General features: G+C 67.4%; 23 protein-coding genes. 8 read left to right on the top strand and 15 right to left on the bottom strand.

All coding sequences use genetic code 11. From position 1 onward, the window contains the following. Position 1: 1 nt before the first annotated feature. The 5 genes from AC3A3X_RS02665 to aspS all read right to left on the bottom strand — a co-directional run bounded on the left by AC3A3X_RS02665 (position 2) and on the right by aspS (position 4,203). On the bottom strand, positions 2-730 hold the full coding sequence (locus AC3A3X_RS02665) for a YebC/PmpR family DNA-binding transcriptional regulator (RefSeq protein ID WP_487581508.1): 729 nt from the start codon (positions 728-730) through the stop codon (positions 2-4). Positions 731-823: 93 nt separating this feature from the next. Next, complete coding sequence (locus AC3A3X_RS02660; RefSeq protein WP_487581507.1) at positions 824-1,438, bottom strand: esterase/lipase family protein; 615 nt, start codon at positions 1,436-1,438, stop codon at positions 824-826. A 148-nt stretch (positions 1,439-1,586) separates the two neighbouring features. Beyond that, complete coding sequence (locus AC3A3X_RS02655; protein WP_487581506.1) at positions 1,587-2,099, bottom strand: GNAT family N-acetyltransferase; 513 nt, start codon at positions 2,097-2,099, stop codon at positions 1,587-1,589. Between the two features lie 2 nt (positions 2,100-2,101). Further along, positions 2,102-2,383 carry a DNA primase gene (locus tag AC3A3X_RS02650; RefSeq protein WP_487581505.1) on the bottom strand — a complete coding sequence of 94 codons (282 nt, stop codon included), beginning with the start codon at positions 2,381-2,383 and terminating at the stop codon, positions 2,102-2,104. Positions 2,384-2,403: 20 nt separating this feature from the next. Continuing rightward, positions 2,404-4,203 carry an aspartate--tRNA ligase gene (gene aspS / locus AC3A3X_RS02645; RefSeq protein WP_487581504.1) on the bottom strand — a complete coding sequence of 600 codons (1,800 nt, stop codon included), beginning with the start codon at positions 4,201-4,203 and terminating at the stop codon, positions 2,404-2,406. 220 nt (positions 4,204-4,423) lie between these two features. Here aspS and AC3A3X_RS02640 point away from each other — a divergent pair, with 220 nt between their 5' ends. Then, positions 4,424-5,323: a DUF3011 domain-containing protein gene (locus tag AC3A3X_RS02640; RefSeq protein ID WP_487581503.1), complete on the top strand. Its 900-nt coding sequence runs from the start codon at positions 4,424-4,426 to the stop codon at positions 5,321-5,323. Between the two features lie 105 nt (positions 5,324-5,428). Beyond that, positions 5,429-5,836, top strand: coding sequence for a DUF3011 domain-containing protein (locus AC3A3X_RS02635; RefSeq protein ID WP_487581502.1), 408 nt, complete (start codon positions 5,429-5,431; stop codon positions 5,834-5,836). 12 nt (positions 5,837-5,848) lie between these two features. Here AC3A3X_RS02635 and AC3A3X_RS02630 read toward each other — a convergent pair whose 3' ends face one another. Both AC3A3X_RS02630 and abc-f read right to left on the bottom strand, forming a co-directional pair. Continuing rightward, entirely contained in the window at positions 5,849-6,163 is a 315-nt protein-coding gene (locus AC3A3X_RS02630) for an FmdB family zinc ribbon protein (RefSeq protein WP_487581501.1), read from the bottom strand. A gap of 261 nt (positions 6,164-6,424) precedes the next feature. Continuing rightward, entirely contained in the window at positions 6,425-8,281 is a 1,857-nt protein-coding gene (abc-f, locus tag AC3A3X_RS02625; RefSeq protein ID WP_487581500.1) for a ribosomal protection-like ABC-F family protein, read from the bottom strand. 226 nt (positions 8,282-8,507) lie between these two features. On the opposite strand from abc-f, the gene ybaL reads away from it, so the two are divergent. Together ybaL and AC3A3X_RS02615 are read left to right on the top strand one after the other, a co-directional pair. Next, positions 8,508-10,196 carry a YbaL family putative K(+) efflux transporter gene (gene ybaL / locus AC3A3X_RS02620; RefSeq protein ID WP_487581499.1) on the top strand — a complete coding sequence of 563 codons (1,689 nt, stop codon included), beginning with the start codon at positions 8,508-8,510 and terminating at the stop codon, positions 10,194-10,196. Positions 10,197-10,366: 170 nt separating this feature from the next. Beyond that, positions 10,367-11,182, top strand: a complete 816-nt coding sequence (locus tag AC3A3X_RS02615; RefSeq protein ID WP_487581498.1) for an SH3 domain-containing protein — start codon at positions 10,367-10,369, stop codon at positions 11,180-11,182. Here AC3A3X_RS02615 and clpB read toward each other — a convergent pair. Further along, on the bottom strand, positions 11,121-13,706 hold the full coding sequence (gene clpB / locus AC3A3X_RS02610; protein WP_487581497.1) for an ATP-dependent chaperone ClpB: 2,586 nt from the start codon (positions 13,704-13,706) through the stop codon (positions 11,121-11,123). The two genes, AC3A3X_RS02615 and clpB, sit on opposite strands and share 62 nt — an antisense overlap. Positions 13,707-13,847: 141 nt before the next feature. Here clpB and otsB point away from each other — a divergent pair, with 141 nt between their 5' ends. The 3 genes from otsB to otsA all read left to right on the top strand — a co-directional run bounded on the left by otsB (position 13,848) and on the right by otsA (position 17,896). Continuing rightward, positions 13,848-14,591, top strand: coding sequence for a trehalose-phosphatase (gene otsB / locus AC3A3X_RS02605; protein WP_487581496.1), 744 nt, complete (start codon positions 13,848-13,850; stop codon positions 14,589-14,591). A gap of 141 nt (positions 14,592-14,732) precedes the next feature. Continuing rightward, positions 14,733-16,529 carry a glycoside hydrolase family 15 protein gene (locus AC3A3X_RS02600; RefSeq protein WP_487581495.1) on the top strand — a complete coding sequence of 599 codons (1,797 nt, stop codon included), beginning with the start codon at positions 14,733-14,735 and terminating at the stop codon, positions 16,527-16,529. After that, positions 16,526-17,896 carry an alpha,alpha-trehalose-phosphate synthase (UDP-forming) gene (gene otsA / locus AC3A3X_RS02595; RefSeq protein WP_487581494.1) on the top strand — a complete coding sequence of 457 codons (1,371 nt, stop codon included), beginning with the start codon at positions 16,526-16,528 and terminating at the stop codon, positions 17,894-17,896. The genes AC3A3X_RS02600 and otsA overlap by 4 nt, the downstream gene beginning before the upstream one ends. Positions 17,897-18,381: 485 nt before the next feature. Here the strand turns inward: otsA and gloA are convergent, their stop codons facing one another. From gloA to rluD, 7 genes are all read right to left on the bottom strand, one after another. Further along, on the bottom strand, positions 18,382-18,912 hold the full coding sequence (gene gloA / locus AC3A3X_RS02590) for a lactoylglutathione lyase (RefSeq protein WP_487581493.1): 531 nt from the start codon (positions 18,910-18,912) through the stop codon (positions 18,382-18,384). Positions 18,913-18,984: 72 nt separating this feature from the next. Continuing rightward, the gene (locus AC3A3X_RS02585; RefSeq protein ID WP_487581492.1) at positions 18,985-20,592 is read right to left on the bottom strand and encodes a SulP family inorganic anion transporter; all 1,608 of its coding nucleotides are present in this window, start codon (positions 20,590-20,592) and stop codon (positions 18,985-18,987) included. Positions 20,593-20,702: 110 nt separating this feature from the next. Next, a complete protein-coding gene (locus AC3A3X_RS02580; RefSeq protein ID WP_487581623.1) occupies positions 20,703-21,128 on the bottom strand; it encodes a DUF3574 domain-containing protein in 426 nt (141 codons plus the stop codon). Positions 21,129-21,163: 35 nt separating this feature from the next. Beyond that, a complete protein-coding gene (locus AC3A3X_RS02575) occupies positions 21,164-21,583 on the bottom strand; it encodes a thiol-disulfide oxidoreductase DCC family protein (RefSeq protein WP_487581491.1) in 420 nt (139 codons plus the stop codon). After that, positions 21,573-22,127: a DUF4166 domain-containing protein gene (locus tag AC3A3X_RS02570; RefSeq protein ID WP_487581490.1), complete on the bottom strand. Its 555-nt coding sequence runs from the start codon at positions 22,125-22,127 to the stop codon at positions 21,573-21,575. The genes AC3A3X_RS02575 and AC3A3X_RS02570 overlap by 11 nt, the downstream gene beginning before the upstream one ends. Next, positions 22,127-22,981 (bottom strand): peptidoglycan editing factor PgeF, encoded by an 855-nt coding sequence (pgeF, locus tag AC3A3X_RS02565; protein WP_487581622.1) that lies wholly within the window; start codon positions 22,979-22,981, stop codon positions 22,127-22,129. Before pgeF ends, AC3A3X_RS02570 begins: the two co-directional genes overlap by 1 nt. Continuing rightward, a complete protein-coding gene (gene rluD / locus AC3A3X_RS02560) occupies positions 22,978-23,952 on the bottom strand; it encodes a 23S rRNA pseudouridine(1911/1915/1917) synthase RluD (RefSeq protein WP_487581489.1) in 975 nt (324 codons plus the stop codon). The genes pgeF and rluD overlap by 4 nt, the downstream gene beginning before the upstream one ends. Positions 23,953-24,031: 79 nt before the next feature. Here rluD and AC3A3X_RS02555 point away from each other — a divergent pair, with 79 nt between their 5' ends. Then, positions 24,032-24,877 carry an outer membrane protein assembly factor BamD gene (locus AC3A3X_RS02555; RefSeq protein ID WP_487581488.1) on the top strand — a complete coding sequence of 282 codons (846 nt, stop codon included), beginning with the start codon at positions 24,032-24,034 and terminating at the stop codon, positions 24,875-24,877. The last annotated feature ends 205 nt before the right edge of the window (positions 24,878-25,082 follow it).

The following is a 25,082-nucleotide window of genomic DNA, read 5'->3' as shown; positions in this document are numbered from 1 at the left end:
GTCAGGCGTAGGCATCCTCGCCGAGGTCGGCATTGGAGTAGACGCTCTGGACGTCGTCCATGTCTTCCAGCCAGCGCAGCAGCTTGACCACCTGCTGCGCGGTCTCGCCGCTGACGGCGATGTCGTTGTCGGCGCGCATCGTCACTTCGGCGATGTCGGCCTTGAGGCCGCCGGCTTCCATGGCGGTCTTGACGGTGGCGAAGGCGTCCGGCGTGGTGACCACGTCGATCGCGCCGTCGTCGTAAACGACCACGTCGTCGGCGCCGGCATCGATCGCCAGCTCGGTGACCTGGTCTTCGCTGGCACCGGCGGCGAACGACAGCACGCCGACCTTCCTGAACATGAACGAGACCGAGCCGTCGGTGCCGAGGTTGCCGCCGAACTTGCCGAAGGCATGGCGCACGTCGGCGACAGTGCGGACCTTGTTGTCGGTGAGGCAGTCGACGATGACGGCGACGCCGCCGGGGGCGTAGCCCTCGTAGCGGATCTCTTCGTAGACGACGCCTTCAAGTTCGCCGGTGGCCTTCTTGATGGCGCGCTCGATCACGTCCTTGGTCATGTTCACCGACAGACCCTTGTCGACAGCCACGCGCAGGCGCGGGTTGCCGGACGGGTCGCCGCCACCGGCGCGGGCGGCCACGCCGATTTCACGAATGATCTTGGTGAAGATCTTGCCGCGCTGCGCGTCTACCGCGTTCTTGCGGGCCTCGATCGAGGGACCTCTACCCATGAACTGTTCCAGGCTGTTGCTTTGGCGAAGCGGCGATTTTACTCGATTGGGCCGAATGTGCCGCCGTCGGGCCGCCGCTCGCGATTCGCCGGCTCAGGACTTGAAGCGGCCGTTGCGCAGAAAGCCGGCGACCAGACCGGCGACCTGGCGGGAATAGACCAGGCCGGTATGGCTGGTGTCGACCACGATGTGGTCGGTCAGGCCGGCGAGCCGGGTTTCGGCGACGGACACGGTGCCGTCGTTCTCCTCATGGAAGTGGCCGAAGTACTTGCCCAGCCCCAGCGAGGTACGGCCGGCGACCATCCCCACTTCGGCCTTGCCCGAACAGGGCGCACAGCCCTTGCGCAGCAGGGATGCGCTTCGGCCCAGTGTCGGCGCGGTCCAGGCGTAGCCGGCGATGCCGCTGGCGGCGGCACTGCCGCACAGGGGCGAGCCCAGGCAGACGACGCGCTCGACCGCGACAGCCGGGTGGCGTTCCAGCGTCGTCAGCGCGACCAGCCCGCCGAGGCTGTGGGCCACCACATGCGCCGGCGCCCGCTGCAGGTGCTCGGCCAGGCGCGGGATCGCCGCGTCCGGGCCGCCGGCGACGGTGGCATAGCCGAAGAACTCCGGGGCGAAGCCGGCCTCGCGCAGTCGCTGGGCCAGCCAGTGCATCGACAGGCGAGGCATCCAGAGGCCGTGGAGGAGGATGACGCGGTTGGTGGGCATCGGGCGTTTGCTTGAAGCCCCTCTCCCGCTTGCGGGAGAGGGGTTGGGGTGAGGGCAAGCGAAGTGGCGGCCATGAGCATAGCCAGTGCTAGCAAAAGCGCCCTCATCCGCCCTCCGGGCACCTTCTCCCGCGCGCGGGAGAAGGGAACTACTTTGCCTTCCGCAGGATGTACTCGTGATCGCGAGTGCCGCCGACGATGAAGTCGTAATCCCCCACCCGCTCAAACCCGTAACGCGCATAAAACCGCTGCGCCCCCAGGTTCTCGCTCCAGACACCAATCCACAACGTCCGCGGCCCGTCGCGCAGCAGCCATTCCTGCGCCGTCTCGAACAGCCGCGCGCCGCAGCCGCTGTTCTGATGCTCGCGCAACACGTACAGGCGCTTGAGCTCGCCATCGCCATCGGCGACCTCGGCGTGCGGCAACCCACAGGGCCCGGCCGCCGCGTGACCGACGGCCTTGCCCTCCACCTCCAGCAGCCACACCGCATAGTCCGGGTGGCCGAGGATCACCTTCTGCTTGTCGACGGCATAGCTGTCGCGCAGGAAGAACTGCAGGTCGGCCTGCGGGTACTGGTGCCCGAAGGTCTCGGTGAAGGTTTGCGCGGCCAGGGCCGACACGGTTTCCGCGTCGGCCACGGTGGCGCGCCGGACAGTCGCCACGGTCAGGTTTCCTCTTCGTCCTCTTCCTCGTCGGACTCCTCGCCTTCGTCTTCCTCGGCGTCCTCGTCCTCTTCTTCCTCGTAGTCCTCGTCGCCGAAGTCCTCACCGTCCCAGCGGAACTGGCCGTCGGCGACAAAGGTCATCGACAGCTGTCCGGCACTGGTACGCGTGCGCACCAGCCAACCGCCGAACACCTGCGCGCGTTCGGTCACCAGGCCGGCACCCGCGGCCGAACCGGCCTCGACCAGCGCTTCCCACTCGAGCTCCAAGGCAACCTGATCCATATCAACTTCCGTCATTGCTTTTACTTCCCTTCTTTCTTCGGGCGAACTTGAATGTGCACTTCCGCCAGCTGCGCGTCCGGCACCGGCGACGGCGCACCGGTCATCAGGCACTGTGCGGTCGTGGTCTTGGGGAAGGCGATGACGTCACGGATCGACTCGGTGCCGGCCATCAGCGCGGCGATGCGGTCGATACCGAAGGCGATGCCACCGTGCGGCGGCGCGCCGTACTTGAGCGCGTCGAGCAGGAAGCCGAACTTGCCTTCGGCTTCTTCCGCGCCGATGCCCAGCAGCTCGAACACCGCCGACTGCATCGCCGAGTTGTGGATGCGGATCGAACCACCGCCGATCTCGTTGCCGTTGAGCACCATGTCGTAGCCGCGGCTCACCGCGGTCTTCGCATTCGCGCGCAGGTCGGCGATCGAGTCCACCGCCGGCGCGGTGAACGGGTGATGCAGGGCGACGTAGCGGTTCTCCTCGTCGTCCCACTCGAACATCGGGAAGTCGGTGACCCACAGCGGCGCCCAGGTGTCGGCGACCATGCCCAGGTCCTTGCCCAGCTTCAGGCGCAGCGCGCCCATGAAATCGCTGGCCGACTTCCAGGTGGCGGCGCCGAAGAAGATGGCATCGCCGCTCTGCGCGCCGGTGGCGGCCAGGATCGCCGCCAGCGTGGCGTCGTCGAGGAACTTGGCGATGGGTGAATTGACGCCTTCGCGGCCCTTGCCGGTGTCCTCGACCTTCATCCACGCCAGGCCCTTGGCGCCGTGCCTGGCGGCATGCGCGCCGTAGTCGTCGATCTGCTTGCGGCTGAGCGTCGCCGCACCCGGAACGCGCAGCGCGACCACGCGACCGTCTTCGTGGTTGGCCCAGTCGGTGAAGACCTTGAACTCGCAGTTCTTGACCAGTTCGGCGATGTCGGTGAACTCCATCGCGATGCGCAGGTCCGGCTTGTCCGAACCGTAGCGACGCATCGCCTCGGCGTAGGTCATGCGCGGGAACTGCGCGGCCAGTTCGACGCCCATGACTTCGCGGAAGACCGAACGGATCATCTCCTCGGTCAGGTCCTGCACGTCGCGCTCGGACACCCACGCGAACTCCATGTCGAGCTGGGTGAATTCGAGCTGGCGGTCGGCACGCAGGGCCTCGTCGCGGAAGCAGCGCGCGATCTGGTAGTACCGGTCGAAGCCGGCCATCATCAGGATCTGCTTGAACAGCTGCGGCGACTGCGGCAGCGCGTAGAACTCGCCGTGGTGCATGCGCGCCGGCACCAGGAAGTCGCGCGCGCCTTCCGGCGTGGCCTTGGTCAGGATCGGCGTTTCGATGTCCTGGAAGCCGCGCTCGTCGAGGTAGCGACGCAGGGCCTGCACCAGCTTGATGCGGGTGCGCATCTTGCGCTGCATTTCCGGGGTGCGCAGGTCGAGGTAGCGATACTGCAGGCGGATGTCTTCGCCCGGGTTCTCATGGGCGTGGAACGGCAGCGGCTCGGCCTTGTTGAGCAGCTCGATCTTCGTTGCGACCACTTCGACCTGGCCGGTGCGGATCCTGGCGTTGACCGCTTCGCGCTTGCGCACCACGCCGGTGATGCGCAGGCAGTCTTCGTAGCCCACCTGCGCCGCCGCCGCGATCACCGCGGCATTGACCTCGCCCGCGCCCAGCGCCGGATCCTGGGTCGGCTCGGCCACGATCTGGACGATGCCTTCGTGGTCGCGCAGATCGATGAAGCACAGGCCGCCGAGGTTACGGGCAACGTCGGCCCAGCCGCACAAAGTGACAGTCTGTCCGATCAGGGCCTCATCGATGAGGCCGCAGTAATGGGTACGCATGGGGGCTCCGGGTTACGCATCCGGCCAGGGCCGGAAATCTGGACACTCCGGCCGGGGCCGGAAAATTGGACACACCGGCCAGGGCCGGAAAACGGTGCATGCCGGCCTGGGCCGGACAACACGTCATTTTAACGGCAGCGGCGGGTTACTTGCCCGCAGGATCGCAGCGGACGTGGCCGCTGCGGCCATTTCGACCTGTTTCTCCCAAGGTGGGGGTCGCATGAATCGCCCGATCAAGCCCTGGTTGCTGGCGCTGTGCCTGGCGGTGATTGCCCTCCCGGCTGCCGCCCAGCAACGCGCCTACGCGCCCGAGGACCTGCGCAGCCTGTCCTACGAGGACCAGATGCGGGTCATCGGCATGGAGTACGAGGAGCAGTCCCACGGGCGCCGGATCCCGGACGACCAGCTGCAGTTCTACCTCGACCAGGTCAACCGCTCGAACTGGCGCTTCAGCCAGATCAAGGCCGACATCGCCGTGTCGCTGGGCGCCTCGCCGCCGACGTCCTCGGCCACGGTCCGCTGCGAAAGCCGCAATGGCCGGGCACAGATCTGCCGGGTGCCGTGGAGCGGCGACTCGAGGCTGGTGCGGCAGCTGTCCAGCGCGCCGTGCGACGAAGGCCGCACCTGGCAATCGCAGCGGGGCCAGGTCTATGTCGGCAACAACTGCTGGGGCGAATTCGCCGCGGCCGGGCCGGTGCCGCTACCGGGACCGGTTGGCCAGAGCGTGACCTGCGAAAGCTTCAACAACCAGGCGAGCATCTGCCGCGTGCCCTGGTCGGGCCCGTCGCGCCTGTTGCGGCAGTCGTCGGGCAGCCAGCCGTGCATCGAGGGCCAGACCTGGCAATCGCAGAACGGCCAGGTCTACGTAGGCCGTGGCTGCCGTGCAGTATTCGTCGCCCTTGGCGCCACGCAACCCGCCGCCCCGCTGCCGGGCACGCCGTCGGTGGTGTGCAGCAGCGTCGACGCCCGCCCCAAGGCCTGCCAGTGGCCAGCCGGAACCGGCACGCCACGGTTGCTGCAGCAGCTGTCCAGCCAACCCTGCGTGCAGGGCCGGACCTGGGGTTTCACCGGCAGCGCGATCTGGGTGAGCCAGGGCTGCAGCGCGCGCTTTGGCTACTGACGCTGCCTCCACGCCTGCAGGCCTATAGAAGAAGCGCTGGCGCCGAGCGACCTACGCCAGCCTCCTCTGCCGCAACCGGCAGCGAAATCCAGGAGCAAGACCGTCATGGCGACAGTGCCCAAGCAAGCGGTCTGGCTGTTGAGCCTTACCCTGCTTGCGACGCCCGTACCTTCTCCGGCGAACAGCGCGACCGGCGTCATCGCCGCCCCGATGATGGCGACCAGTGCCAGCGCACAGATGCGGGTCGGCCTGACGCTGGTCTCACCCGACGCGCCGGCTGCGCAGCCACCCGATCCGGCCAGCCTCGACTTTCCGGCATCGCCCAATGCCGTGCTGTGCCACAGCCCCGACCACGGCTATCGCGAATGCCGCACGCCCTTCCGCGGGCCGGTAAAGCTTTCGCGCGAGGTGACCGGCACGCGCTGCATCGAGGATCGCAACTGGGGCTGGCACGACGGCGCGATCTGGGTCGACCAGGGCTGCGGCGCGGTGTTCATGCGCATCGGGGCCTGACCCCGGCGGCACTCAGTCGGCGGGCTTGGCCGGTTTGGCCGACGTCGCTTCGACCTTCTTCTCGGCGGGCTTCTCGGCCGGCTTGCTGTCGCCACCGCCCGAGGATGAGGACCCCTCGCCGGCCAGGTTGCGCTTCTTGTCGCCGTCCTTCTTGAAGTCGGTCTCGTACCAGCCGCCACCGGCCAGGCGGAACTGCGGCGCGGTCAGCTGACGGCGCACGTGCGGCTCGCCGCAGACCGGGCATTGCGTGGGGTCGGCCTCGGACAACTTTTGCAGGCGGTCAAAGGCGTGGCCGCAGGCGGCGCACTCGAAGGCATAGATCGGCATGGCACGACGCATTGCGAAGACAGATGGGCATTCTGGAGGCAACTGTGGGCTTTTCAAGCCAAAGCGCCCTCATCCGCCCTCCGGGCACCTTCTCCCGCAAGCGGGAGAAGGGACTTCAAGAGCGCCCTCATCCGCCCTTCGGGCACCTTCTCCCGCAAGCGGGAGAAGGGACTTCAAACTCCTGCTTCCTCTTGAAGGGAGAAGGGACTTGAAGCCCCTCTCCCGCTGGCGGGAGAGGGGTTGGGGTGAGGGCAAACAACCTCAGCCCTCGTACAACCCCAGCAACGCCTCTTCCGCCTGCGCCAACTGCGCCGCAACCTGTTCGCGCTTGCGCGAAAGTTCGGCCGCATCGGTACCGCCGCCGGCGTACTGGTCCGGATCGGCCAGGTCCATGTCGAGCGTATGCAGCTTCGATTCCAGCTCGGCCACGCGCGACTCGGCCTGCGCCAGCTTGTGCGCGTTGACCTTGACTGCCTTGGCGGCGGGTTTTGCCACCGGCGCCGGCGCTGCGGCGGCCACCTTGGCCGGCACCTTGCCGTCGCCACTGCTGTCGCGCGTGCGCAGCCACGACGCATAGGCGTCGAGATCGCCGTCGAACGGCTGGGCGACGCCGTCGGCAACGCGCCAGAACGTGTCGCAGACCAGGCCGATCAGATGGCGGTCGTGGCTGACCATCACGATCGCGCCTTCGAAGATGCTCAGCGCCTCGGCCAGCGCCTCGCGCATGTCGAGGTCGAGGTGGTTGGTCGGTTCGTCGAGCAGCAGCACGTTCGGCTTGCGCCACGCGATCAGCGCCAGCGCAAGACGCGCCCGCTCGCCACCGGAGAACACATCAACCTTCTCGAACGCGCGATCACCGGGGAAATTCCACTTGCCGAGGAAGTCGCGCAACTGCTGCGTGGCCACGCCCGGCGCGATGTCGGCCAGGTGGTCGATCGCGGTGGTGCCTTCGCGAAGCGACTCGACCGTGTGCTGGGCGAAGTAGCCGATGCGCAGGTCGGGATGGCCGCCGCGCTCGCCGCTCAGCAGCGGCAACTCGCCCACCAGCGACTTCACCAGGGTCGACTTGCCGGCGCCGTTGGGGCCCAGCAGGGCGACGCGGTCGCCGGCTTCGAGGATGAAGCCGATCTGGTGCAGCACGGTGTGATCGCCATAGCCGCAATCGGCATCGACGACGCGCAGCAGCGCATGCGGCAGCTTGGCCGGCGCCGGGAATTCGATCCGCAGCGCGCGCTCCACCCGCACCGCCTCGGTGTCGGCCATCTTGGCCAGGCGCTTGACCCGCGACTGTGCCTGCTTGGCCTTGGCCGCGCTGGCGCTGAAGCGGTCGATGAAGCTCTGCAGGTGGGCGCGCTCGGCCTGCACCTTTTCGTGGGTGATCTGCTGCAGGCGCAGGTGTTCGGCACGCTGGCGCTCGAAGGCGGTGTAGTCGCCGGTGTAGAGCTTGCCCTTGCCGTCGTGCAGATGCAGCGTGTGGGTGGTGATCTCGTCGAGGAACTCGCGGTCGTGCGAGATCAGCAGCAACGTGCCCGGATACTTGAGCAGCCACTGTTCCAGCCACAGCACCGCGTCGAGGTCGAGGTGGTTGGTCGGTTCGTCAAGCAGCAGCAGGTCCGACGGCGTCATCAGCGCGCGCGCCAGGTTCAGGCGCACGCGCCAACCGCCGGAGAATTCCTTGACGGCACGCTCGTGCGTGTCGGGCGAGAAGCCAAGGCCGTGCAGCAGCTTGCCGGCACGCGCGGTGGCGTCGTAGCCATTGAGTTCCTCCAGGCGGTGATGCGCTTCGGCGACGGCTTCCCAGTCCTCGCGCTCGACCGCTTCGCGCTCGGCGACGATCGCGGCGTGCACCAGGGCATCGCCGGACAGGACGAAATCGAGCGCCGGATCGTCCAGCGCCGGGGTTTCCTGGGCGACGCTGGCGATGCGCACGCGCGCAGGCACGTCGATATCGCCCTTGTCGGCTTCGACGTGGCCCTGGATGGCGGCAAACAACGACGACTTGCCGGTGCCGTTGCGACCGATCACGCCCACGCGCCAGCCGGCATGCAGGGTCAGGTCGACGTTGGACAACAGCAGGCGCTCGCCCCGGCGGAGGGCGAAATTACGGAAGGAAATCACGGGGGGACCAGAAGGAGGCTCGAAACCCCACTAGTCTAGCGGTTCGGGGGCTCCGATCCGGGTCTGAGGGGTGCCGCCACACGCAGACGCAGCCATGGAAGGGCCACTGACCGCCGATTGACACGCCTTGGCGCAGTCTGGCGACCGGGCCCGCCCGCTCGAGGCCCGGGTTGCATCACCCGCCTTCGGCCCACATCCTGAACGGCAGACCGCAAACGGATACTCGATGCATCACACGTCCCTGATCGCAATCCTCGTGGCCGGCTTCGTGCTGGCGTTCATCTTTGGCTCGCTGGCGCAACGCCTGCGGCTGTCGCCTTTGGTGGGCTACCTGCTGGCCGGCGTGATCGCCGGACCGTTCACACCCGGATTCGTCGGGGATCAGACGCTGGCACCGCAGCTGGCCGAGATCGGCGTGATCCTGCTGATGTTCGGTGTCGGCCTGCATTTCTCGATGCGCGACCTGATGGCGGTCAAGGCAATCGCCCTGCCCGGCGCGGTCGCGCAGATCGCCCTGGCGACGGTGCTGGGCTGGGGCCTGGCGCGCTTCCTGGGCTGGTCGCACGGCGCAGGAATCGTGTTCGGCCTGTCGCTGTCGGTGGCCAGTACGGTGGTGCTGCTGCGCGCACTGGAAGAACGCCGCCTGGTGGAAACCGGGCGCGGCCGCATCGCGGTCGGCTGGCTGATCGTCGAGGACCTGGCGATGGTGCTGGCGCTGGTGCTGCTGCCCGCGCTGGCCGGTGTGCTCAAGGGGGACAGCGGTGATGCCGTCCAGGTGTGGAAGGCGCTGTTCATGACCCTCGCCAAGGTCGGTGCCTTCGTCGCGGTGATGCTGATCGTCGGTCGCCGGGTGATCCCGTGGATCCTCGAGCGCGTCGCCGGCACCGGCTCGCGCGAACTGTTCACCCTGTGCGTGCTGGCCATCGCCCTGGGCGTGGCCTTCGGCTCGGCGGCGATGTTCGGCGTTTCCTTCGCGCTGGGTGCGTTCTTCGCCGGCATGCTGCTCAACGAATCGGAATTCAGCCACCAGGCCGCGACCGAGACACTGCCGCTGCGCGATGCGTTCGCGGTGCTGTTCTTCGTCTCGGTCGGCATGCTGTTCGACCCGATGATCCTGGTCCAGCGCCCGCTGGAGGTGATCGCGACCTTCCTGATCATCGTCTTCGGCAAGTCGCTGGCGGCCTACGCGATCGTCCGCGCCTTCGGCAAACCCAATTCGACCGCGCTGCTGATCTCGGCCAGCCTGGCGCAGATCGGCGAGTTCTCCTTCATCCTCGCCGGTCTCGGGCTGCAGCTCGAGATCCTGCCCAGCGCAGGCCAGGACCTGATCCTCGCCGGTGCGCTGCTGTCGATCATCGTCAATCCGCTGCTGTTCGCCTGGCTCGACCGGCGCGAGGCACGCGAGGCCGCCAACCGCGCACCAGAACCGGAAGAGCACATCTCGCCGCCGATCCGCCCGGGCCTGAGCAACCACGTGATCCAGATCGGTTATGGCCGCGTCGGCAGCGAACTGGGCCGTCTGCTGACCGAGCGTGGCGTCGAGATCGTCGTCATCGACGACGAAGAAGACCTGGTCGCCAAGGCGCGCGCGGCCGGCCTCCCGGCAATCCGCGGCAACGCTGCCAACGAGCGCGTGCTACGTGAAGCCGCGCCCGAGCGCGCGACCATGGTGATGATGGCCATCCCCAATGCACTGGAAGCCGGCGAGATCATCGCCAAGCTGCGCGAGATCAATCCGGCGCTGACGATCGTTGCCCGTGCCCACAGCGACGCCGAGGTCAAGCACCTGCTCGACCACGGCGCCGATGGCGCGGTGATGGCCGAGCGCGAGCTGGCCCACAGCCTGGCCGAGATGGTCATGGCGACGCCGCAGTTCCGTGGCGAGCGGCACCTGCCGCCGGCTGCGCCGGCCTGAGGCCCCTGCGTACCCTGTAGGAGCGAGCTTGCTCGCGAACCCACGTTTCCGCTGCTGGGGCGTGTTTCGCGAGCAAGCTCGCTCCTACAAAAAAGCAAAAGGCGCGCGGCGTGGCCGACGGGTGCGGTGTTATCCGTAGCCCAATACAACGGATGCCGTGGCATTTGCGGTTGACGGGCATGATCGGCATGAACAGGCTTTGCACGGGGATCTGCGCGCCGTTGCTTTTCCTCGTGCTCGCTTGCCTGCCGTCTCCGGCCCGGGCGCAATGCAGCCTGGTGGCGCATACCGTCGTGGAGACCACCGTCCACAGCGGCGTACCCACGCTGTCGACCCGCGCGGGATGGCGCCTGGGCGAAGTCATCGCTTCCTTGCCTGCCGGTTCCGAGATCCACGTCTGCCAGACACGCAAGGTCGGCCAGTTCGGGATCGGCACGCGCACGTGGTTGCGGGTGCAGTTCGATGGCGGCATCAGCGGCTGGGCATATCTGGGGGCCACCGACCTGTCGGCGCCGCGCACGGCCGCGGGCAGTTTCCGCTTCATTTCACTGGCGATGGCGCGTGACCGGCCCGCGGCGTCGGACAGCGCCGACGGCCTTCCCTGGCATGGGCGTGGCTGGATCCTGATGCTGTCGGCGGTGTTCGTCGTGCTTGGCGTCGCCACGCGCCAGGCGTTCGAGGGCAAGGCAAGGTTGCCGCTGCGTCGGCGTCTGCGCACCGAGGCATGCAGGCGGGCGCTGATGGTCGGCCCGCTCGCCATGGTGATCGTGCTGCTGGTCGGCGATTTCACCCTCAATGGCGAGACGGCGACGCTGGTGTGCCTGCTGATCGCGTTCCAGAGCGGGTTTTTCTGGCAGGCGGTGCTGGCGCGGCGGCCCTCACCCCAACCCCTCTCCCGCATGCGGGAGAGGGGCTCGACGATCTTCAGGCCTTCGCGAAGGTCAGCTGTCCACCCGCGGCATCCACCTTCACGGTATCGCCGCTGACGAACTCGCCGGCAAGGATCTTCTGCGCCAGCGGATTCTCCAGCTGCTGCTGGATCGCCCGCTTCAACGGCCTTGCGCCGTACACCGGGTCGAAGCCGACGTTGCCGAGCAGGTTCAGCGCGTTGTCGGTCAGCTCCAGGCCCAGCCCACGCTCGCCCATACGCTTCTCCAGGCCACCGATCTGGAAGCGCGCGATCTGACGGATCTGCGCCTTGTCGAGCGGGTGGAACACGACGATGTCGTCGAGTCGGTTGATGAACTCCGGACGGAAGTGCGCCTGCACCACGCCCATCACCGCTGCCTTCATCTGTGTGTAGGCCTCGGCTGAGCCATCGCCGGCAAGCTCCTGGATCTGGTGCGAGCCCAGGTTGCTGGTCATTACGATCACGGTGTTGCGAAAATCGACCGTGCGGCCCTGGCCATCGGTGAGGCGACCGTCGTCGAGCACCTGCAGCAGGATGTTGAACACATCCGGATGCGCCTTCTCGACCTCGTCCAGCAGGATCACGCTGTAGGGACGGCGACGCACGGCTTCGGTCAGGTAGCCGCCTTCCTCATAACCGACATAGCCCGGGGGCGCGCCGACCAGGCGGCTGACCGAGTGCTTCTCCATGAACTCGCTCATGTCGATGCGCACCATCGCATCGGTCGAGTCGAACAGGAATTCGGCCAGCGCCTTGCACAGCTCGGTCTTGCCGACGCCGGTCGGGCCCAGGAACAGGAACGAGCCACTGGGACGGTTCGGATCCGACAGGCCCGCGCGCGAGCGCCGCACCGCATCGGACACGACCTTGATCGCTTCGTCCTGGCCGACCACGCGCGTGTGCAGGTGCTCTTCCATGCGCAGCAGCTTCTCGCGCTCGCCTTCGAGCATCTTCGCCACCGGGATGCCGGTCCAGCGCGACACCACCTGCGCGATCTCCTCGGCGGTGACCTTGTCCTGCAGCAGGGTGAAGCCCTTGGTCTCGGCTTCCTGCGCTGCATTGAGCTGCTTCTCCAGCTCTGGCAGGCGGCCGTACTGGATCTCGCTCATCGCGGTGAAATCCTGGCGACGCTGCGCGGCCTCCAGTTCCAGCTTGGCCTGTTCGATCTGCTCCTTGATGCGGGTAGCGCCCTGCAGCATGGCCTTCTCGGCCTTCCACACTTCCTCCAGGTCGTTGAACTCGCGCTCGAGCTTGCCGATCTCGTCCTCGAGGTCGGACAGGCGCTTTTTCGACTCGGCGTCCTTCTCCTTCTTCAGCGCCTCGCGCTGGATCTTGAGCTGGATCAGCCGGCGCTCCTTGCGGTCGAGCTCCTCGGGCTTGGAGTCGATCTCCATGCGGATGCGCGAAGCCGCCTCGTCCATCAGGTCGATGGCCTTGTCCGGCAGCTGGCGGTCGCTGATGTAGCGGTGCGACAGCGTCGCCGCGGCGACGATCGCCGGGTCGGTGATCTCCACACCGTGGTGCACCGCGTAGCGCTCCTTGAGACCGCGCAGGATGGCGATGGTGTCCTCGACCGTCGGCTCGCCGACGAACACCTTCTGGAAGCGGCGTTCGAGCGCGGCATCCTTCTCGATGAACTGGCGGTACTCGTTGAGCGTGGTCGCGCCGATGCAGTGCAGCTCGCCACGCGCCAGCGCGGGCTTGAGCATGTTGCCCGCGTCCATCGCGCCCTCGGCCTTGCCGGCGCCGACCATGGTGTGCAGTTCGTCGATGAAGAGGATGATCTGGCCTTCATTCTTCGACAGGTCGTTGAGCACGGCCTTGAGCCGCTCCTCGAACTCGCCGCGGAACTTGGCGCCGGCGATCAGCGCTCCCATGTCCAGGCTGAGCACGCGCTTGCCACGCAGGCCCTCGGGCACTTCGCCGTTGATGATGCGCTGGGCCAGGCCTTCCACGATCGCGGTCTTGCCCACGCCGGGCTCGCCGATCAGCACCGGGTTGTTCTTGGTCCGACGCTGCAGCACCTGCACGGTGCGGCGGATTTCCTCATCGCGACCGATCACCGGGTCGAGCTTGCCACTCTCGGCGCGGGCGGTGAGGTCGATGGTGTACTTCTCCAACGCCTGGCGCTGGTCCTCGGCATTCTCCGATTGCACGGTCTCGCCTCCACGCAGTTTTTCTATCGCCGCTTCGAGCTTGGGTTTATTCGCGCCTGCCGCCTTGAGTGCGCGGCCTGCTTCGCCGCCATCGTCGAGCGCGGCGAGCAGCAGCAGCTCGCTGGCGATGAAGGCATCGCCGCGCTGCTGGGCCAGCTTGTCGGTGACGTTGAGCAGTCGCGCCAGGTCGTTGCCGACGCTGATGTTGCCGGCCTGGCCGCTGACCTTGGGCAGCTTCTCCAGCGCCTCGCCGAGGCGCTCGCGCAGCAGCGGCACGTTGACGCCAGCCTGCGCCAGCAGCGGTCGTGTGCTGCCGCCGCTCTGTTCGAGCAAGGCCGTCAGCAGATGCACCGGTTCGATCACGCTGTGGTCACGACCGACCGCCAGCGACTGCGCGTCGGCCAGCGCCTGCTGGAAACGCGATGTGAGTTTGTCCATTCGCATGGATGGTATCCCTCTCGATATCTGAGGCAGCCCACAATGGCAGGCCGCAATGGCCATCAGATGCGGGCCGGCCAGCGGCGATTCAAGCGCGCAGCGGCGCGTCCACCTCATGCTTACATGCGCTTGTTCACAATGGCGTGTATGAGTTCCCGACATCCCCACCTGCCGCTGCCGCCGGCGGTCGCGCCCGACTGGGCCCTGTTCCTCGACGTCGACGGCACCCTGCTCGATTTCGCCGACGCCCCCGGTGACGTCGCGGTCGAAGCGAGCCTGATCGACACCCTGGCGATCCTGCACGGCCGCCTCGACGGTGCGCTGGCGCTGGTCAGCGGGCGCAACCTGGTCCAGCTCGATGCGCTGTTCTCGCCCCTGCACCTGCCTGCCGTCGGCCTGCATGGGCTGGAGCGGCGCGACGACGGCCATCTCGAGCAGCATCCGCGCGCGCCGGCACTCGATGACGTGCTCGCTTCGGCGCGGGCGCTGGCCGCGAAGTACACCGGCGCGCGCATCGAGGACAAGGGCATTGGCCTGGCACTGCACTGGCGTGGCGCGCCCGCCGCGGAGGAACCGCTGCACGAGTTCGCGACCTCCGCCCTGATCGACCTGCCCGGCTACCACCTGCAACCGGGCAATCGCGTCATCGAGCTGCGACCCGATGGTGCGAACAAGGGTGCCGCGGTGCTCGACCTGCTGGCGTTGCCGCCATTCCACGGACGCCGCCCGGTATTCGTAGGCGACGACCTCACCGACGAGCATGGGTTTGGCGCGGTCAATTGCCACGGCGGCTTCGGCATCCTGGTCGGTTCGCGCCAGCCCAGTGCCGCGCGCTACGGATTGCACGACCCGGCCGCGGTGCGCGCTTGGCTGGATGACTCGATTGCCTAGGACAACGCCCAACGTCGTCCCGAGCGCAGCGAGGGACCTGCTGCTTCGCCGCGGAAAACAGATCCCTCGCTGCGCTCGGGATGACAGGACAGAGCGGGATGACAGAACAGGACGGGACGACAGAACAGGAGTTGATCAGGAATGACTTCAATCGCAGACCTCCAGACCAGCCTCGACCTGGGCATCATCGGCAACGGCAGCATCGCCGCCCTCATCGACGCCCGAGCCCGCATCGTCTGGGGCTGCGTTCCCGCATTCGACGGCGACCCCACCTTCTGCGCCCTGCTGTCGCCGCGGCAGCACCAGGGCGGCGACTACGCCATCGAACTGGAGGACTTCGCTTCTTCGGAGCAGGAATACCTGATCAACACCGCGGTGATCCGCACCGTGCTCCGTGACACGAAGGGCGGCGCCATCGAGATCATCGACTTCGCCCCGCGCTGGCACCAGAACGAGCGCTTCTATCGACCGGTGATGCTGCTGCGGCACGTACGCCCGTTGTCGGGCCTGCCGCGCATCCGCATCCGCCTGCGCCCGCTCGCCGACTACGGCGCCAGCAAGCCCGAAACGACCTGGGGCAGCAACCACATCCGCTTCCTGATCCCCGACTTCACCCTGCGACTGACCAGCGACGTGCCGGTGCGCCTGATCCGCGACTGCCTGCCGTTCGTGCTCGACCGCGACCTGCACCTGGTGCTTGGCCCCGACGAAACGCTGACCCAGCCGGTGGCGACCTTCGTCCGCCAGTCCGAGGAGAAGACCATCGCCTACTGGCGCGACTGGGTGCGCTATCTGTCGATCCCGCTGGAATGGCAGGATCCGGTGATCCGCAGCGCGATCACGCTGAAGCTGTGCCAGTACGAGGAAACCGGCGCGATAGTGGCCGCGATGACAACCTCCATTCCCGAGGCGGCCAACACCGTGCGCAACTGGGACTACCGCTACTGCTGGCTGCGCGACTCGGCCTTCGTCGTCCGCGCGCTCAACCGCCTCGGTGCCACTCGCAGCATGGAGGACTACCTGCGCTACGTCGCCAACGTCGCCGCCAACGACGGTGCGCTGCAACCGTTGTACGGCATCGGCTTCGAGCGCGAACTGGCCGAGTCGGAAGTGGCGTCCCTGGCCGGCTATCGCGGCATGGGCCCGGTGCGTCGCGGCAACCTGGCCTGGCTGCAGGCCCAGCACGATGTCTACGGCAGCGTCGTGCTGGCGGCGACGCAGCTGTTCTTCGACCAGCGCCTGACACGCGTGGGCGACGCGGCCATCTTCGCCCGCATCGAACCGCTGGGCGAGCTGGCCTACAAGCTGCACGACCAGCCCGATGCGGGGCTGTGGGAGTTCCGCGGGCGCGCCGAAGTGCATACCTACTCCAGCGTGATGTGCTGGGCCGCCTGCGATCGCCTGGCCAGGATCGCGGTGCACCTGAACCTGGCGCCGCAGGTGAAGTTCTGGCGCCAGCGTGCCGACGAAATGCACGCGCGCATCACCGAGCATGCCTACAACAGCGAGTTGGGCCATTTCGTCGAAGCCCTCGACGGCAACCGCCTGGATGCATCGCTGTTGCTGCTGGCCGACCTGGGCTTCATCAAGGCCGACGATCCGCGCTTCGTGCGCACGGTGGAGGCGATCGGAAAGGGGCTGCGTCGTGGTGATGCGCTGTTCCGCTACGTCGCGCCGGACGACTTCGGTTCGCCCGAGACCAGCTTCACGATCTGCACCTTCTGGTACATCGATGCACTGGCCTCGATCGGCCGCCACGAGGAAGCGCGGTCGCTGTTCGAACGCATCCTGGCGCGGCGCAATCCGCTCGGCCTGCTGTCGGAGGACCTGGAGTTCGGCGGCGGCGAGGCCTGGGGCAATTTCCCGCAGACGTACTCGCATGTCGGACTGATCAATGCGGCGATGCGATTGTCGCGGCCCTGGCAGGATGCGGCATGACAGGGCGGCTGGTGGTGGTCTCCAACCGCGTCGCCCTGCCTGGCATCGACAGCGCCGGCGGTCTCGCCGTGGCCCTGCAGGCAGCGCTGGAAGAGACTGGCGGCCTCTGGTTCGGCTGGAGCGGCAAGATCGACGCCGAACAGTCCGGCAAGACCCACGAGGTCGAGCAAGGCAACATCCGCTACGTCACCGTCGACCTGTCCAAGCGCGACCACGACGACTACTACAACGGCTTCGCCAACCGCACGCTGTGGCCGCTGCTGCATTTCCGCGTCGACCTGGTCGACTACAGCCGCGCCACCTATGCCGCCTATCGCCGGGTCAACGCCCTGTTCGCCGAGAAGCTGGCGCCGCTGCTGCGCGACGACGACCTGGTCTGGGTGCACGACTACCACCTGATCCCGATGGCCAAGCTGCTGCGCGATCTGGGCGTGCGCTGCAAACTGGGATTCTTCCTGCACGTGCCGATGCCGTCGTCGGACTTGCTGGCGGCACTGCCGCAGCACCAGCGCCTGTTCGAGGGACTGTCGTCGTACGACCTGATCGGATTCCAGACCGGGCGCGATCTCGAGCGCTTCCAGGACTACGTGCGCCTGTTCGGCCGCGGTCGCGTGATCGAGAACGGCATCCTGGAGACCGAGCACGGACGCCGCCTGCGCGCCGGCGCATTCCCGATCAGCATCGATACCGGGCACATAGCCAACCAGGCCGCGGTCGCGGTGAACAAGCCGGCGGTGCGACGGCTGGCGGCGAGCCTGTCCGGGCGGGCGCTGGCGATCGGCGTCGACCGCCTCGACTACTCCAAGGGACTACCCGAACGTTTCCGCGCCTTCGGCCGCTTCCTCAAGCGACACCCCGAGCACCGCGGCAAGTTGACGTATCTGCAGATCGCGCCGGTCTCGCGCGGCGAGGTGATCGAGTACCAGCAACTTCGCAGCGAGCTGGAGCAGCTGGCCGGGCACATCAACGGCGCCCATGCCGAGCCGGACTGGACGCCGGTGCGCTACGTCAACCGCAACTACCCGCACCCCTCGTTGACCGGCTTCTATCGCCTCGCCCGCGTCGGCCTGGTCACGCCGCTGCGCGACGGCATGAACCTGGTCGCCAAGGAATTCGTCGCCGCGCAGAACGCCGAGGACCCGGGCGTTCTGGTGCTGTCGACCTTCGCAGGCGCCGCGCGCGAACTCGATACCGCCCTGCTCGTGAACCCGTATGACCTCGACGGTGTTGCCGATGCCATCGCCGCCGCGATGACGATGCCGCTGGAAGAGCGACGCGAGCGCTGGCAGGCGATGATGACGCTGCTGCGGGCGCATGACATCACGGCGTGGCGGCGCAGCTATCTGAAGGCGTTGCGGGAGGGGTGATGCGCCCGGCGCGACACCCAACGGTGTCACGCCGCCCGAAGCCCCAGGATTCAGCTCAAGTTATGGGCGGTCTGCGAGTGGCTTAACTGGAAACGGACGTTTGCCATTCCACGGCTTGGGTTCTACGGGAGGGCACAGCGTGATTTCCCCGGTGATTTCATTAAACCTGAAGCAGGACGCACCAAGACGAGGCTCGACCCAATATTGCTGCACCTGTTCATCCAAATCGATGTGAGTCGCCCGGTTGGCTTGAGTCTTCTGATTGGCACCCTCATGAGATATGGCCTGGCCCGACACGACGACAAACACGACCCATACATATTTCAGAATCCCATTCGCACTTGCATGCCCGCTCTTCATCAATATTCCTCGAGGATTTACGAGCCCAAAGTTTTTCACCTTGGTATTTCCCGCACCCTCAGAAGGCCCCTCATGTCAATTTCAGAAATTGGCTCAAGAGGCGGTGGGCAGTTCCATGTTGCAGCTCAAGCCCGCGCGGTCGGCTGCAGGATCTCGACCCAGTAGCCGTCGGGATCCTTGATGAAGGCGATGTCCTTCATGCGCCCGTCGGTCAGGCGCTTCTGGAAGGCAACACCCAACTGTTCGAAGCGCGCACAGGCCGCCTCGACATCAGGCACCGACACGCAGATATGGCCAAACCCGCGAGGCTCGCTGTTTCCGTCGTGGTAGGCGAAGCCGGCGTCATCTTCAGTTCCATGGTTGTGGGTGAGCTCCAGCACGCCACGCTGGCTCAGCAGCCATTGGCCGCGCGCCGGCTCTTCGGCAGGGATTTGCGACGGATCGTCGACCAGCACCAGGAAGTACAGACTGAACTTCGCTTCGGCGAAATCGCGCCTGCGCACCAGCGTGAAGCCGAGCACGCGCGTGTAGAAATCCAGCGAGCGGGCGATGTCCTTGACGCGCAGCATCGTGTGGTTGAACACGAACTGCCGTGTGGCCGCGTCGCGCTGGGTGCTGACGCCGGGGATGCCATTGAGCTCGTCTTGCAGGGACATCGTCGTACTCGTTGATCGGGGGGACACGCTATTTTAAGCGTCGATTCCAATGGCGGCGCACCGGGCACGCGCTCAATGCGCGGCATCCTGCTCACTCGCCACGGGCACCGCATCGCGCTGCAACGACAACAGCGCCAGCAGCGTCGCCAACGCCACGTAGGCCCCGGCGAACTGCCACGACAGCACGCGCGGCAACCCTTCCAGCGTCCACGGCCAGTAGATGCCGCCCTGCGGATGCACGGAGTGGATCAGCCCGAACAGGGTCAGCGCCGCACCCGCCAGCAGGAACGCACCGGCGCGCAGCAAGCGCCCGTCGACCATCGCCGCCACCGCCGACGTCCAGATCATCGCGGTGATGATGAAGCCGTTGCCGAGGGTGATGATCACCGCCATCTCCGGCAGACCGTGGCCGTCGCTGGTCGTCATCAGCCGGGCGAAGTTCTCCGGCGCGATCCACGTCGGGTTGCCGACCTTGATCGCCAGCATGTACGCCACCGATGGCAGGAACCCCAGCACCATCGCGGTGGCATGGCGCCTGGGCGTCGCCTGGAACGCCTGCGTGGTGATGTCCAGCGCGACGTAGACGATGATCGGCGCCAGCACCGCCAGCGGCAGCCACTGCACCAGACCGGAGACCAGGCCGAGCATGCCGCCCAGGCCGATGAACAGTCCGGTCAGCAGGGTGTAGCCGGTGCGTGCGCCCATGTGCTTGTACGCGGGCTGGCCGATGTAGGGCGTGGTCTGCGCGACGCCGCCGCAGAAGCCGGCGACCAGGGTCGAGAAGGCCTCGGCCAGGAGGATGTCGCGGGTGCGGTAATCGTCGCCGGCAGCGCGCGCGCTTTCGCTGACGTTGATGCCGCCGACCACCATCAGCAGGCCGAACGGCAGCAGCAGCGGCAGGTACGGCACCGTCGCCGGCAGGCCTTCGAGGAAGCCCAGCGTCGGCCACGGCAGCACCAGTCGCAACGGCGTCGGCTCAGGCCAGTGGAAGCCTGGCGCCAAGCCGGCCGCACCGAGCGAGTAGTACAGGACCGTGCCGAACACGAAGGCGACGAACACGCCCGGCAAACGCACCGGCAGGCGGCCCTTCGCGATCAGCACATAAAGCAGCAGGCCCAGCGTGACGAAACCCACCACCGGCGAACGCAGCGCCTCCACCAGCGGCAGGAAGCCCATCAGCACCAGCGCGATGCCGGCAATCGAACCCAGCAGGCCCGCACGCGGAATCAACCGCGTGACCGCATCGCCGGCGAACGACAGGATGAACTTGAGCACGCCCATCACCACCAGCGAGGCCATGCCCAGCTGCCAGGTGGCGATCGCCGCGGCCTGCTCGTCCATGCCCTGCTGCTTGAAGGCGACGAAGGCCGGGCCGAGAACCAGCAGCGCCATGCCGATGCTGGTCGGCGCATCCAGGCCGAGGGGCATCGCGGTGACGTCGTCGCGGCCGCTCCGCGCCGCCAGCCTGCGCCCCATCACGGTGTAGATGAGATTGCCCACCAGCACACCGAACGCCGTGCCCGGGAACATCCGCGCGAACACGACCTCGGCGGGGAAGCCGAAGATGCCGATCAGCGCAGCGGCGATGAAACCCAGGATCGAGAGGTTGTCGACGACCAGGCCAAAGAAGCCATTGAGGTCGCCTGCGACGAACCAGCGGCGTTGCGGCGTTGCGGTCATCGACTACTCCAATGAAAGGTTGTTGCGACTCGACGAGGTAGCGTACCCGTCATCCCGGCGAACGCCGGGATGACGGCCAGAATATCCGGAAGAGCCCGGATGACACCGCCTCAAAACGAAACCTCCACCGCCTGCCGCGCCCACAGCACCGATTCGTGCCCACTCGCGCGCTTCCACGCCAGCCTGATCGCCTCGATGTCGTTACGACGTGCTGCGCCGTCCTCGTGCAACAGCACCAGCACCTTGCAGCGTTGGCGCACGAGTCGATCTCGATCCTTGAATCGCCACTGTCCGTAACCATCGAGCACCGTCAGCCCATCGGGAAAGCGCGGCGTGACCTCGCGATCGAGGAAGTCACGCCACTTGGCTTCATCGACGGTGTCGCTGCCATCCTCGTTGCCGACGGCGAAGTACAGCTCGCTGCGAACCCAGCCGGCGGCCTGCGCGGGACGTGCGGCGTCGCCCTGCATCCCCGCGGTGGTGTCCCTGCTGTCCAATCCCGCGCAGCCCGACAGCCACAGCGCCGCAGCGACCATCGCCAGGTGCAGGCCACCGCGAGCCAGCCGCACCGTCACGGCAGGAACCGCGAGGCCTGCTGCGACGTCGGCACCAGGCACTGCTCATGGCGACCAAACCAGCGATAGCGATTGCGGGCGACATGGCGGTAGAGCGGATCACGGACGAACTTCGGCACCACGCGCATGGCACCGGCGAGTCGCCAGGCGCCGCCAAGGCCCTGGAGCACGCGTGCGATCGCATCGGTATCGGTCCAGGCACGGCCGCCATCGACCAGCAGGAACGACACCGGGTCGTCGGGATCCAGACCGTGCGCGGCCAACAGGTCGCGACCACTTGCGGTCTGCATCGCGGCGAAGCGATAGCGACCGTCACGGTCGTGCCGCAACAGGAAATCCACCCAGCCGTTGCACAGCACGCATACACCGTCGAAGACGATGACCGCGCCGTTGCCGTGTCCCGATTCAATCGACATCCAGCCATCCCCGGTAATGCACCACCAGGCCCACCCACGGCAGCCTGGCGGCAACGTCGAAACGGTAGCGGTGGTCGCGCTCGTACTCGCGCGCCGTCACGCCCGCGAACCACCGCAGCGGCAACGGCAGGCCGAGCGCGCTGACCTTGGCGACATGCCAGACCACGGCAGGGCCTGCGCCAGGCAACTGCTCGACATCGAGGCGGAACGCAAAGCGCAGCAGGCCCAGGCGTTCGCGCAGCAGGGCATCGTGGGCCCACAGGCGCGAACGCATCGCCTTGCCGGCGAACACGCGCGCCCAGCGCTCGCCCTTCGCGTCGGCATCGATCTCGACCTTGATCGTGCCGCGCCCCGGCGCCGGCAAACGCGCCGCCCAGGCACACAACCGCGACAGCATCCCGTCGCCGCGGTCGACTTCGACCTTGCCGTGGTAGCGCCTGCAGCCACTGCGATCGTGCAGCGCGCGCAGCGTCGGCGGCAGCTGGTCGAACCGCGCCGCAAGAAGTTGTCGGTACAACGACGGCGACGCGACGGTGGAATCCATCATCCTGGCTCGATCCAGATCAGGGAGGCCATGCGCCCACCGCGCTGGTCGCGGCGATGGGAGAAGAAACGGTCCGGTTCGGCGATCGTACACAGACCGCCGCCGTGGATCCGGCTGGCGTCGATGCCCACGGCCTCGAGCCGGCGCCGCGCCAGGGCGTACAGATCCACCCGCCAGTGGTGCGGGCGGGTGCTGACGAAGGCGCTGCCGGCACTCCAGTCGCGCGAGACGAAGGCGTCGTAGACCTCTTCGCCGATCTCGTAGTGCTGCGGGCCGGCCGCGGGACCGAGCCAGGCATGCAGGCGCTGCGGCGGCGACTGCATGGCAGCGACGGTGTTTTCGAGGACGCCGCCAGCCAGGCCGCGCCATCCGGCATGCGCCGCGGCGACTTCGCTGGCGTCGTCGGTGCAGAACAGCACGGGCATGCAGTCGGCGGTGAGGATGGCCAGGACGGTGCCGGGTGTGGAGGTGACGGAAGCGTCGGCTTCGGGTTCGCTGTGTTCACTGCGGCCCTCACCCCGGCCCTCTCCCGCAAGCGGGAGAGGGAGCGAAGCCAGGCGCTGTTCTCCCTCTCCCGCTTGCGGGAGAGGGCCGGGGTGAGGGCCACCGAAGCGGACCACCTCCACCCCATGCACCTGCCGCAACCAGCCAGGCTCCGCCGGCAACCGCGCCGCCTCACGCAGCAGCGCGCAATTGCGCAACACCGCGTCGGCGTCATCACCCGCGCGCAACCCCAGGTTCAAATGATCGAACGGCGCCTTCGACACCCCAAGTCCGTGCCGCAGCGTGGTGAAGGCCCGCACCGATGCCGGCAGCGGCCATTGCGCTTCCAGCCAGGGGGCCGACACGCTCAGCGCTCCCGCTCGGCCGCGGCGACGGTGTCGTCGTGGAGGGCGCGAACCAGTCCGCGCAGGTCCTCCGGCACCGGCGCGGTGCAGCGCACGGGCTCGCCCGTGACCGGATGCGCGAACTCCAGCGTCTCGGCGTGCAGCGCCTGGCGCTTGAATCCGCGCAGCGTCGCGATCAGTTCCTCGGTCGCGCCCTTGGGCAGCTTCAGCGGGCCGCCGTACAGCGGATCGCCGACGATCGGATGCTTGAGGTGGGCCATGTGCACCCGGATCTGATGGGTGCGGCCGGTTTCCAGACGGCATTCCAGCAGCGTATGCGCGCGGAACCGCTCGCGCAGGCGGAAGTGCGTGACCGCATCGCGGCCGTCCTCGCGCACGGCCATGCGGATGCGGTCGCGCGGGTGGCGGTCGATCGGCGCATCGGCGGTGCCGCCCGACACCAGCGACCCAAGCACCACGGCCAGGTACTGGCGGTGGACCTCGCGCGAGGACAGCTGCTCGATCAGCGCGGTATGCGCCGGCAGGGTGCGCGCGACCACCATGACCCCGGAGGTGTCCTTGTCGAGGCGATGGACGATACCGGCCCTGGGCAACGTGTTGAGCGAGGCGTCGCGGTGCAGCAGGGCGTTGACCAGGGTCCCGGCCGGATTGCCGGCGCCAGGGTGGACCACCAGCCCGGCCGGCTTGTTGATGACAATGACGTGCTCGTCCTCGAACAGCACGTCCAGGGCGATGTCCTCGGGCTCGGAATGGGTCTGGACCTCGAGCGCGGCATGGAGGGTGACCGCCTCGCCGCCACGGACCGGATCGCGCGGGCGGACCTCGCGGCCGTCCAGGCGGGCATCGCCGGACTTGATCCACGCCGCCAGGCGGGACCGCGAGAAATCGGGGAAAAGCTCGGCCAGGACCGCATCGAAGCGGCGCCCGGCGGCGCTGTCCGGGACGATGGCATGCAGGGGCGTGGCGGGAATGGTCATCGGAGGGGAAGGATTCAGGGCTGCCGCGCAGGGGCTGCTATTATCCGACCTTCGTACCTTCGGCGCCCGTGTATCTGCCATGACCCTACGCTCTGCCCCTTCGCGCCTGCTGGCGCTGCTGCTGATCGTCGCTTTCGCTGGAGTGGGCTGTAGCAAGTTCAAGAACAAGGACGCCGACGAGGGCGTGCCGGTCGAACAGCTCTACGAGAAAGCCCACAAGTCGATGACCAACGGCAACTGGTCGGCGGCCGAGACCACGTTCAAGCGCCTGGTCGCCCAGTATCCGTACGGCCCCTACACCGAGCAGGCCCTGGTGGAGACCGCCTACGCCCAGTACAAGTCGGGCAAGCACGACGACGCGATCAGCAGCATCGACCGCTTCATCCGCACCTACCCGACCCACAAGAACATCGCGTACCTGTACTACCTGCGCGGCCTTTCGAACTCCAGCCGCGACACGGTGTTCCTGCAGCAGGTCTGGACGCTCGACGCCAGCCGCCGCGACCTGGCCACCCCGCTGCAGGCATTCAACGACTTCTCGATCGTCGCCGACCGCTACCCGAACAGCCGCTACGCCGAGGATGCGCGCAGCCGCATGCGCGGCCTGCGCGACATGTTCGCCCGCCACGAGCTCGACACCGCCCTGTACTACCTGCGTCGCACGGCCTATGTCGGCGCGATCGAGCGCGCCAAGTACCTGCTCGAGACCTACCCGCAGAGCCAGTACCAGAACGACGCCGTCGCCACCCTGGCCGTGGCCTACGAAGGCCTGGGCAACGAGACGCTGGCCGCCGACGCCAAGCGCGTGCTGCAGCAGAACGAGCCGAACCACCCGTACCTGACCGGCAAGTGGCCGGACTACCCGAGCAATCTTCGCAAGCTCAACCCGTTCGCGGGCGAGAAGTCGGCGCTGGACAACGACTGATCGGGTTGCCGGTACTGCTAGCGAAAACGCCGCCTTCGGGCGGCGTTTTTGTTTGCGTCAGGTGCCCGTCATTCCCGCGAAGGCGGGAACCCAGCGACTTCGCTACTGCCCGTCATCCCCGCGAAAGCGGGGATCCATGGACGTTGCTTGCGCCAGCGGCGCGGGCAACAGCAAGAGCAAGAGCAAATGGATCCCGGCATTCGCC

This window comes from Lysobacter sp. Soil_N_23, from assembly GCF_057656135.1.
Note: the sequence above shows the minus strand (reverse complement) of the source record. Positions and strands in the feature narration are given on the sequence as shown.

Excerpts from the sequence above, each read along its gene's own strand:
- AC3A3X_RS02665 (WP_487581508.1), bottom strand. The coding sequence starts at position 730 with ATGGGTAGAGGTCCCTCGATCGAGGCCCGCAAGAACGCGGTAGACGCG.
- AC3A3X_RS02660 (WP_487581507.1), bottom strand. The coding sequence starts at position 1,438 with ATGCCCACCAACCGCGTCATCCTCCTCCACGGCCTCTGGATGCCTCGC.
- AC3A3X_RS02650 (WP_487581505.1), bottom strand. The coding sequence starts at position 2,383 with ATGGATCAGGTTGCCTTGGAGCTCGAGTGGGAAGCGCTGGTCGAGGCC.
- aspS (WP_487581504.1), bottom strand. The coding sequence starts at position 4,203 with ATGCGTACCCATTACTGCGGCCTCATCGATGAGGCCCTGATCGGACAG.
- AC3A3X_RS02640 (WP_487581503.1), top strand. The coding sequence starts at position 4,424 with ATGAATCGCCCGATCAAGCCCTGGTTGCTGGCGCTGTGCCTGGCGGTG.
- AC3A3X_RS02635 (WP_487581502.1), top strand. The coding sequence starts at position 5,429 with ATGGCGACAGTGCCCAAGCAAGCGGTCTGGCTGTTGAGCCTTACCCTG.
- AC3A3X_RS02630 (WP_487581501.1), bottom strand. The coding sequence starts at position 6,163 with ATGCCGATCTATGCCTTCGAGTGCGCCGCCTGCGGCCACGCCTTTGAC.
- ybaL (WP_487581499.1), top strand. The coding sequence starts at position 8,508 with ATGCATCACACGTCCCTGATCGCAATCCTCGTGGCCGGCTTCGTGCTG.
- clpB (WP_487581497.1), bottom strand. The coding sequence starts at position 13,706 with ATGCGAATGGACAAACTCACATCGCGTTTCCAGCAGGCGCTGGCCGAC.
- otsB (WP_487581496.1), top strand. The coding sequence starts at position 13,848 with ATGAGTTCCCGACATCCCCACCTGCCGCTGCCGCCGGCGGTCGCGCCC.
- AC3A3X_RS02600 (WP_487581495.1), top strand. The coding sequence starts at position 14,733 with ATGACTTCAATCGCAGACCTCCAGACCAGCCTCGACCTGGGCATCATC.
- otsA (WP_487581494.1), top strand. The coding sequence starts at position 16,526 with ATGACAGGGCGGCTGGTGGTGGTCTCCAACCGCGTCGCCCTGCCTGGC.
- gloA (WP_487581493.1), bottom strand. The coding sequence starts at position 18,912 with ATGTCCCTGCAAGACGAGCTCAATGGCATCCCCGGCGTCAGCACCCAG.
- AC3A3X_RS02585 (WP_487581492.1), bottom strand. The coding sequence starts at position 20,592 with ATGACCGCAACGCCGCAACGCCGCTGGTTCGTCGCAGGCGACCTCAAT.
- AC3A3X_RS02580 (WP_487581623.1), bottom strand. The coding sequence starts at position 21,128 with ATGGTCGCTGCGGCGCTGTGGCTGTCGGGCTGCGCGGGATTGGACAGC.
- AC3A3X_RS02575 (WP_487581491.1), bottom strand. The coding sequence starts at position 21,583 with ATGTCGATTGAATCGGGACACGGCAACGGCGCGGTCATCGTCTTCGAC.
- AC3A3X_RS02570 (WP_487581490.1), bottom strand. The coding sequence starts at position 22,127 with ATGGATTCCACCGTCGCGTCGCCGTCGTTGTACCGACAACTTCTTGCG.
- rluD (WP_487581489.1), bottom strand. The coding sequence starts at position 23,952 with ATGACCATTCCCGCCACGCCCCTGCATGCCATCGTCCCGGACAGCGCC.
- AC3A3X_RS02555 (WP_487581488.1), top strand. The coding sequence starts at position 24,032 with ATGACCCTACGCTCTGCCCCTTCGCGCCTGCTGGCGCTGCTGCTGATC.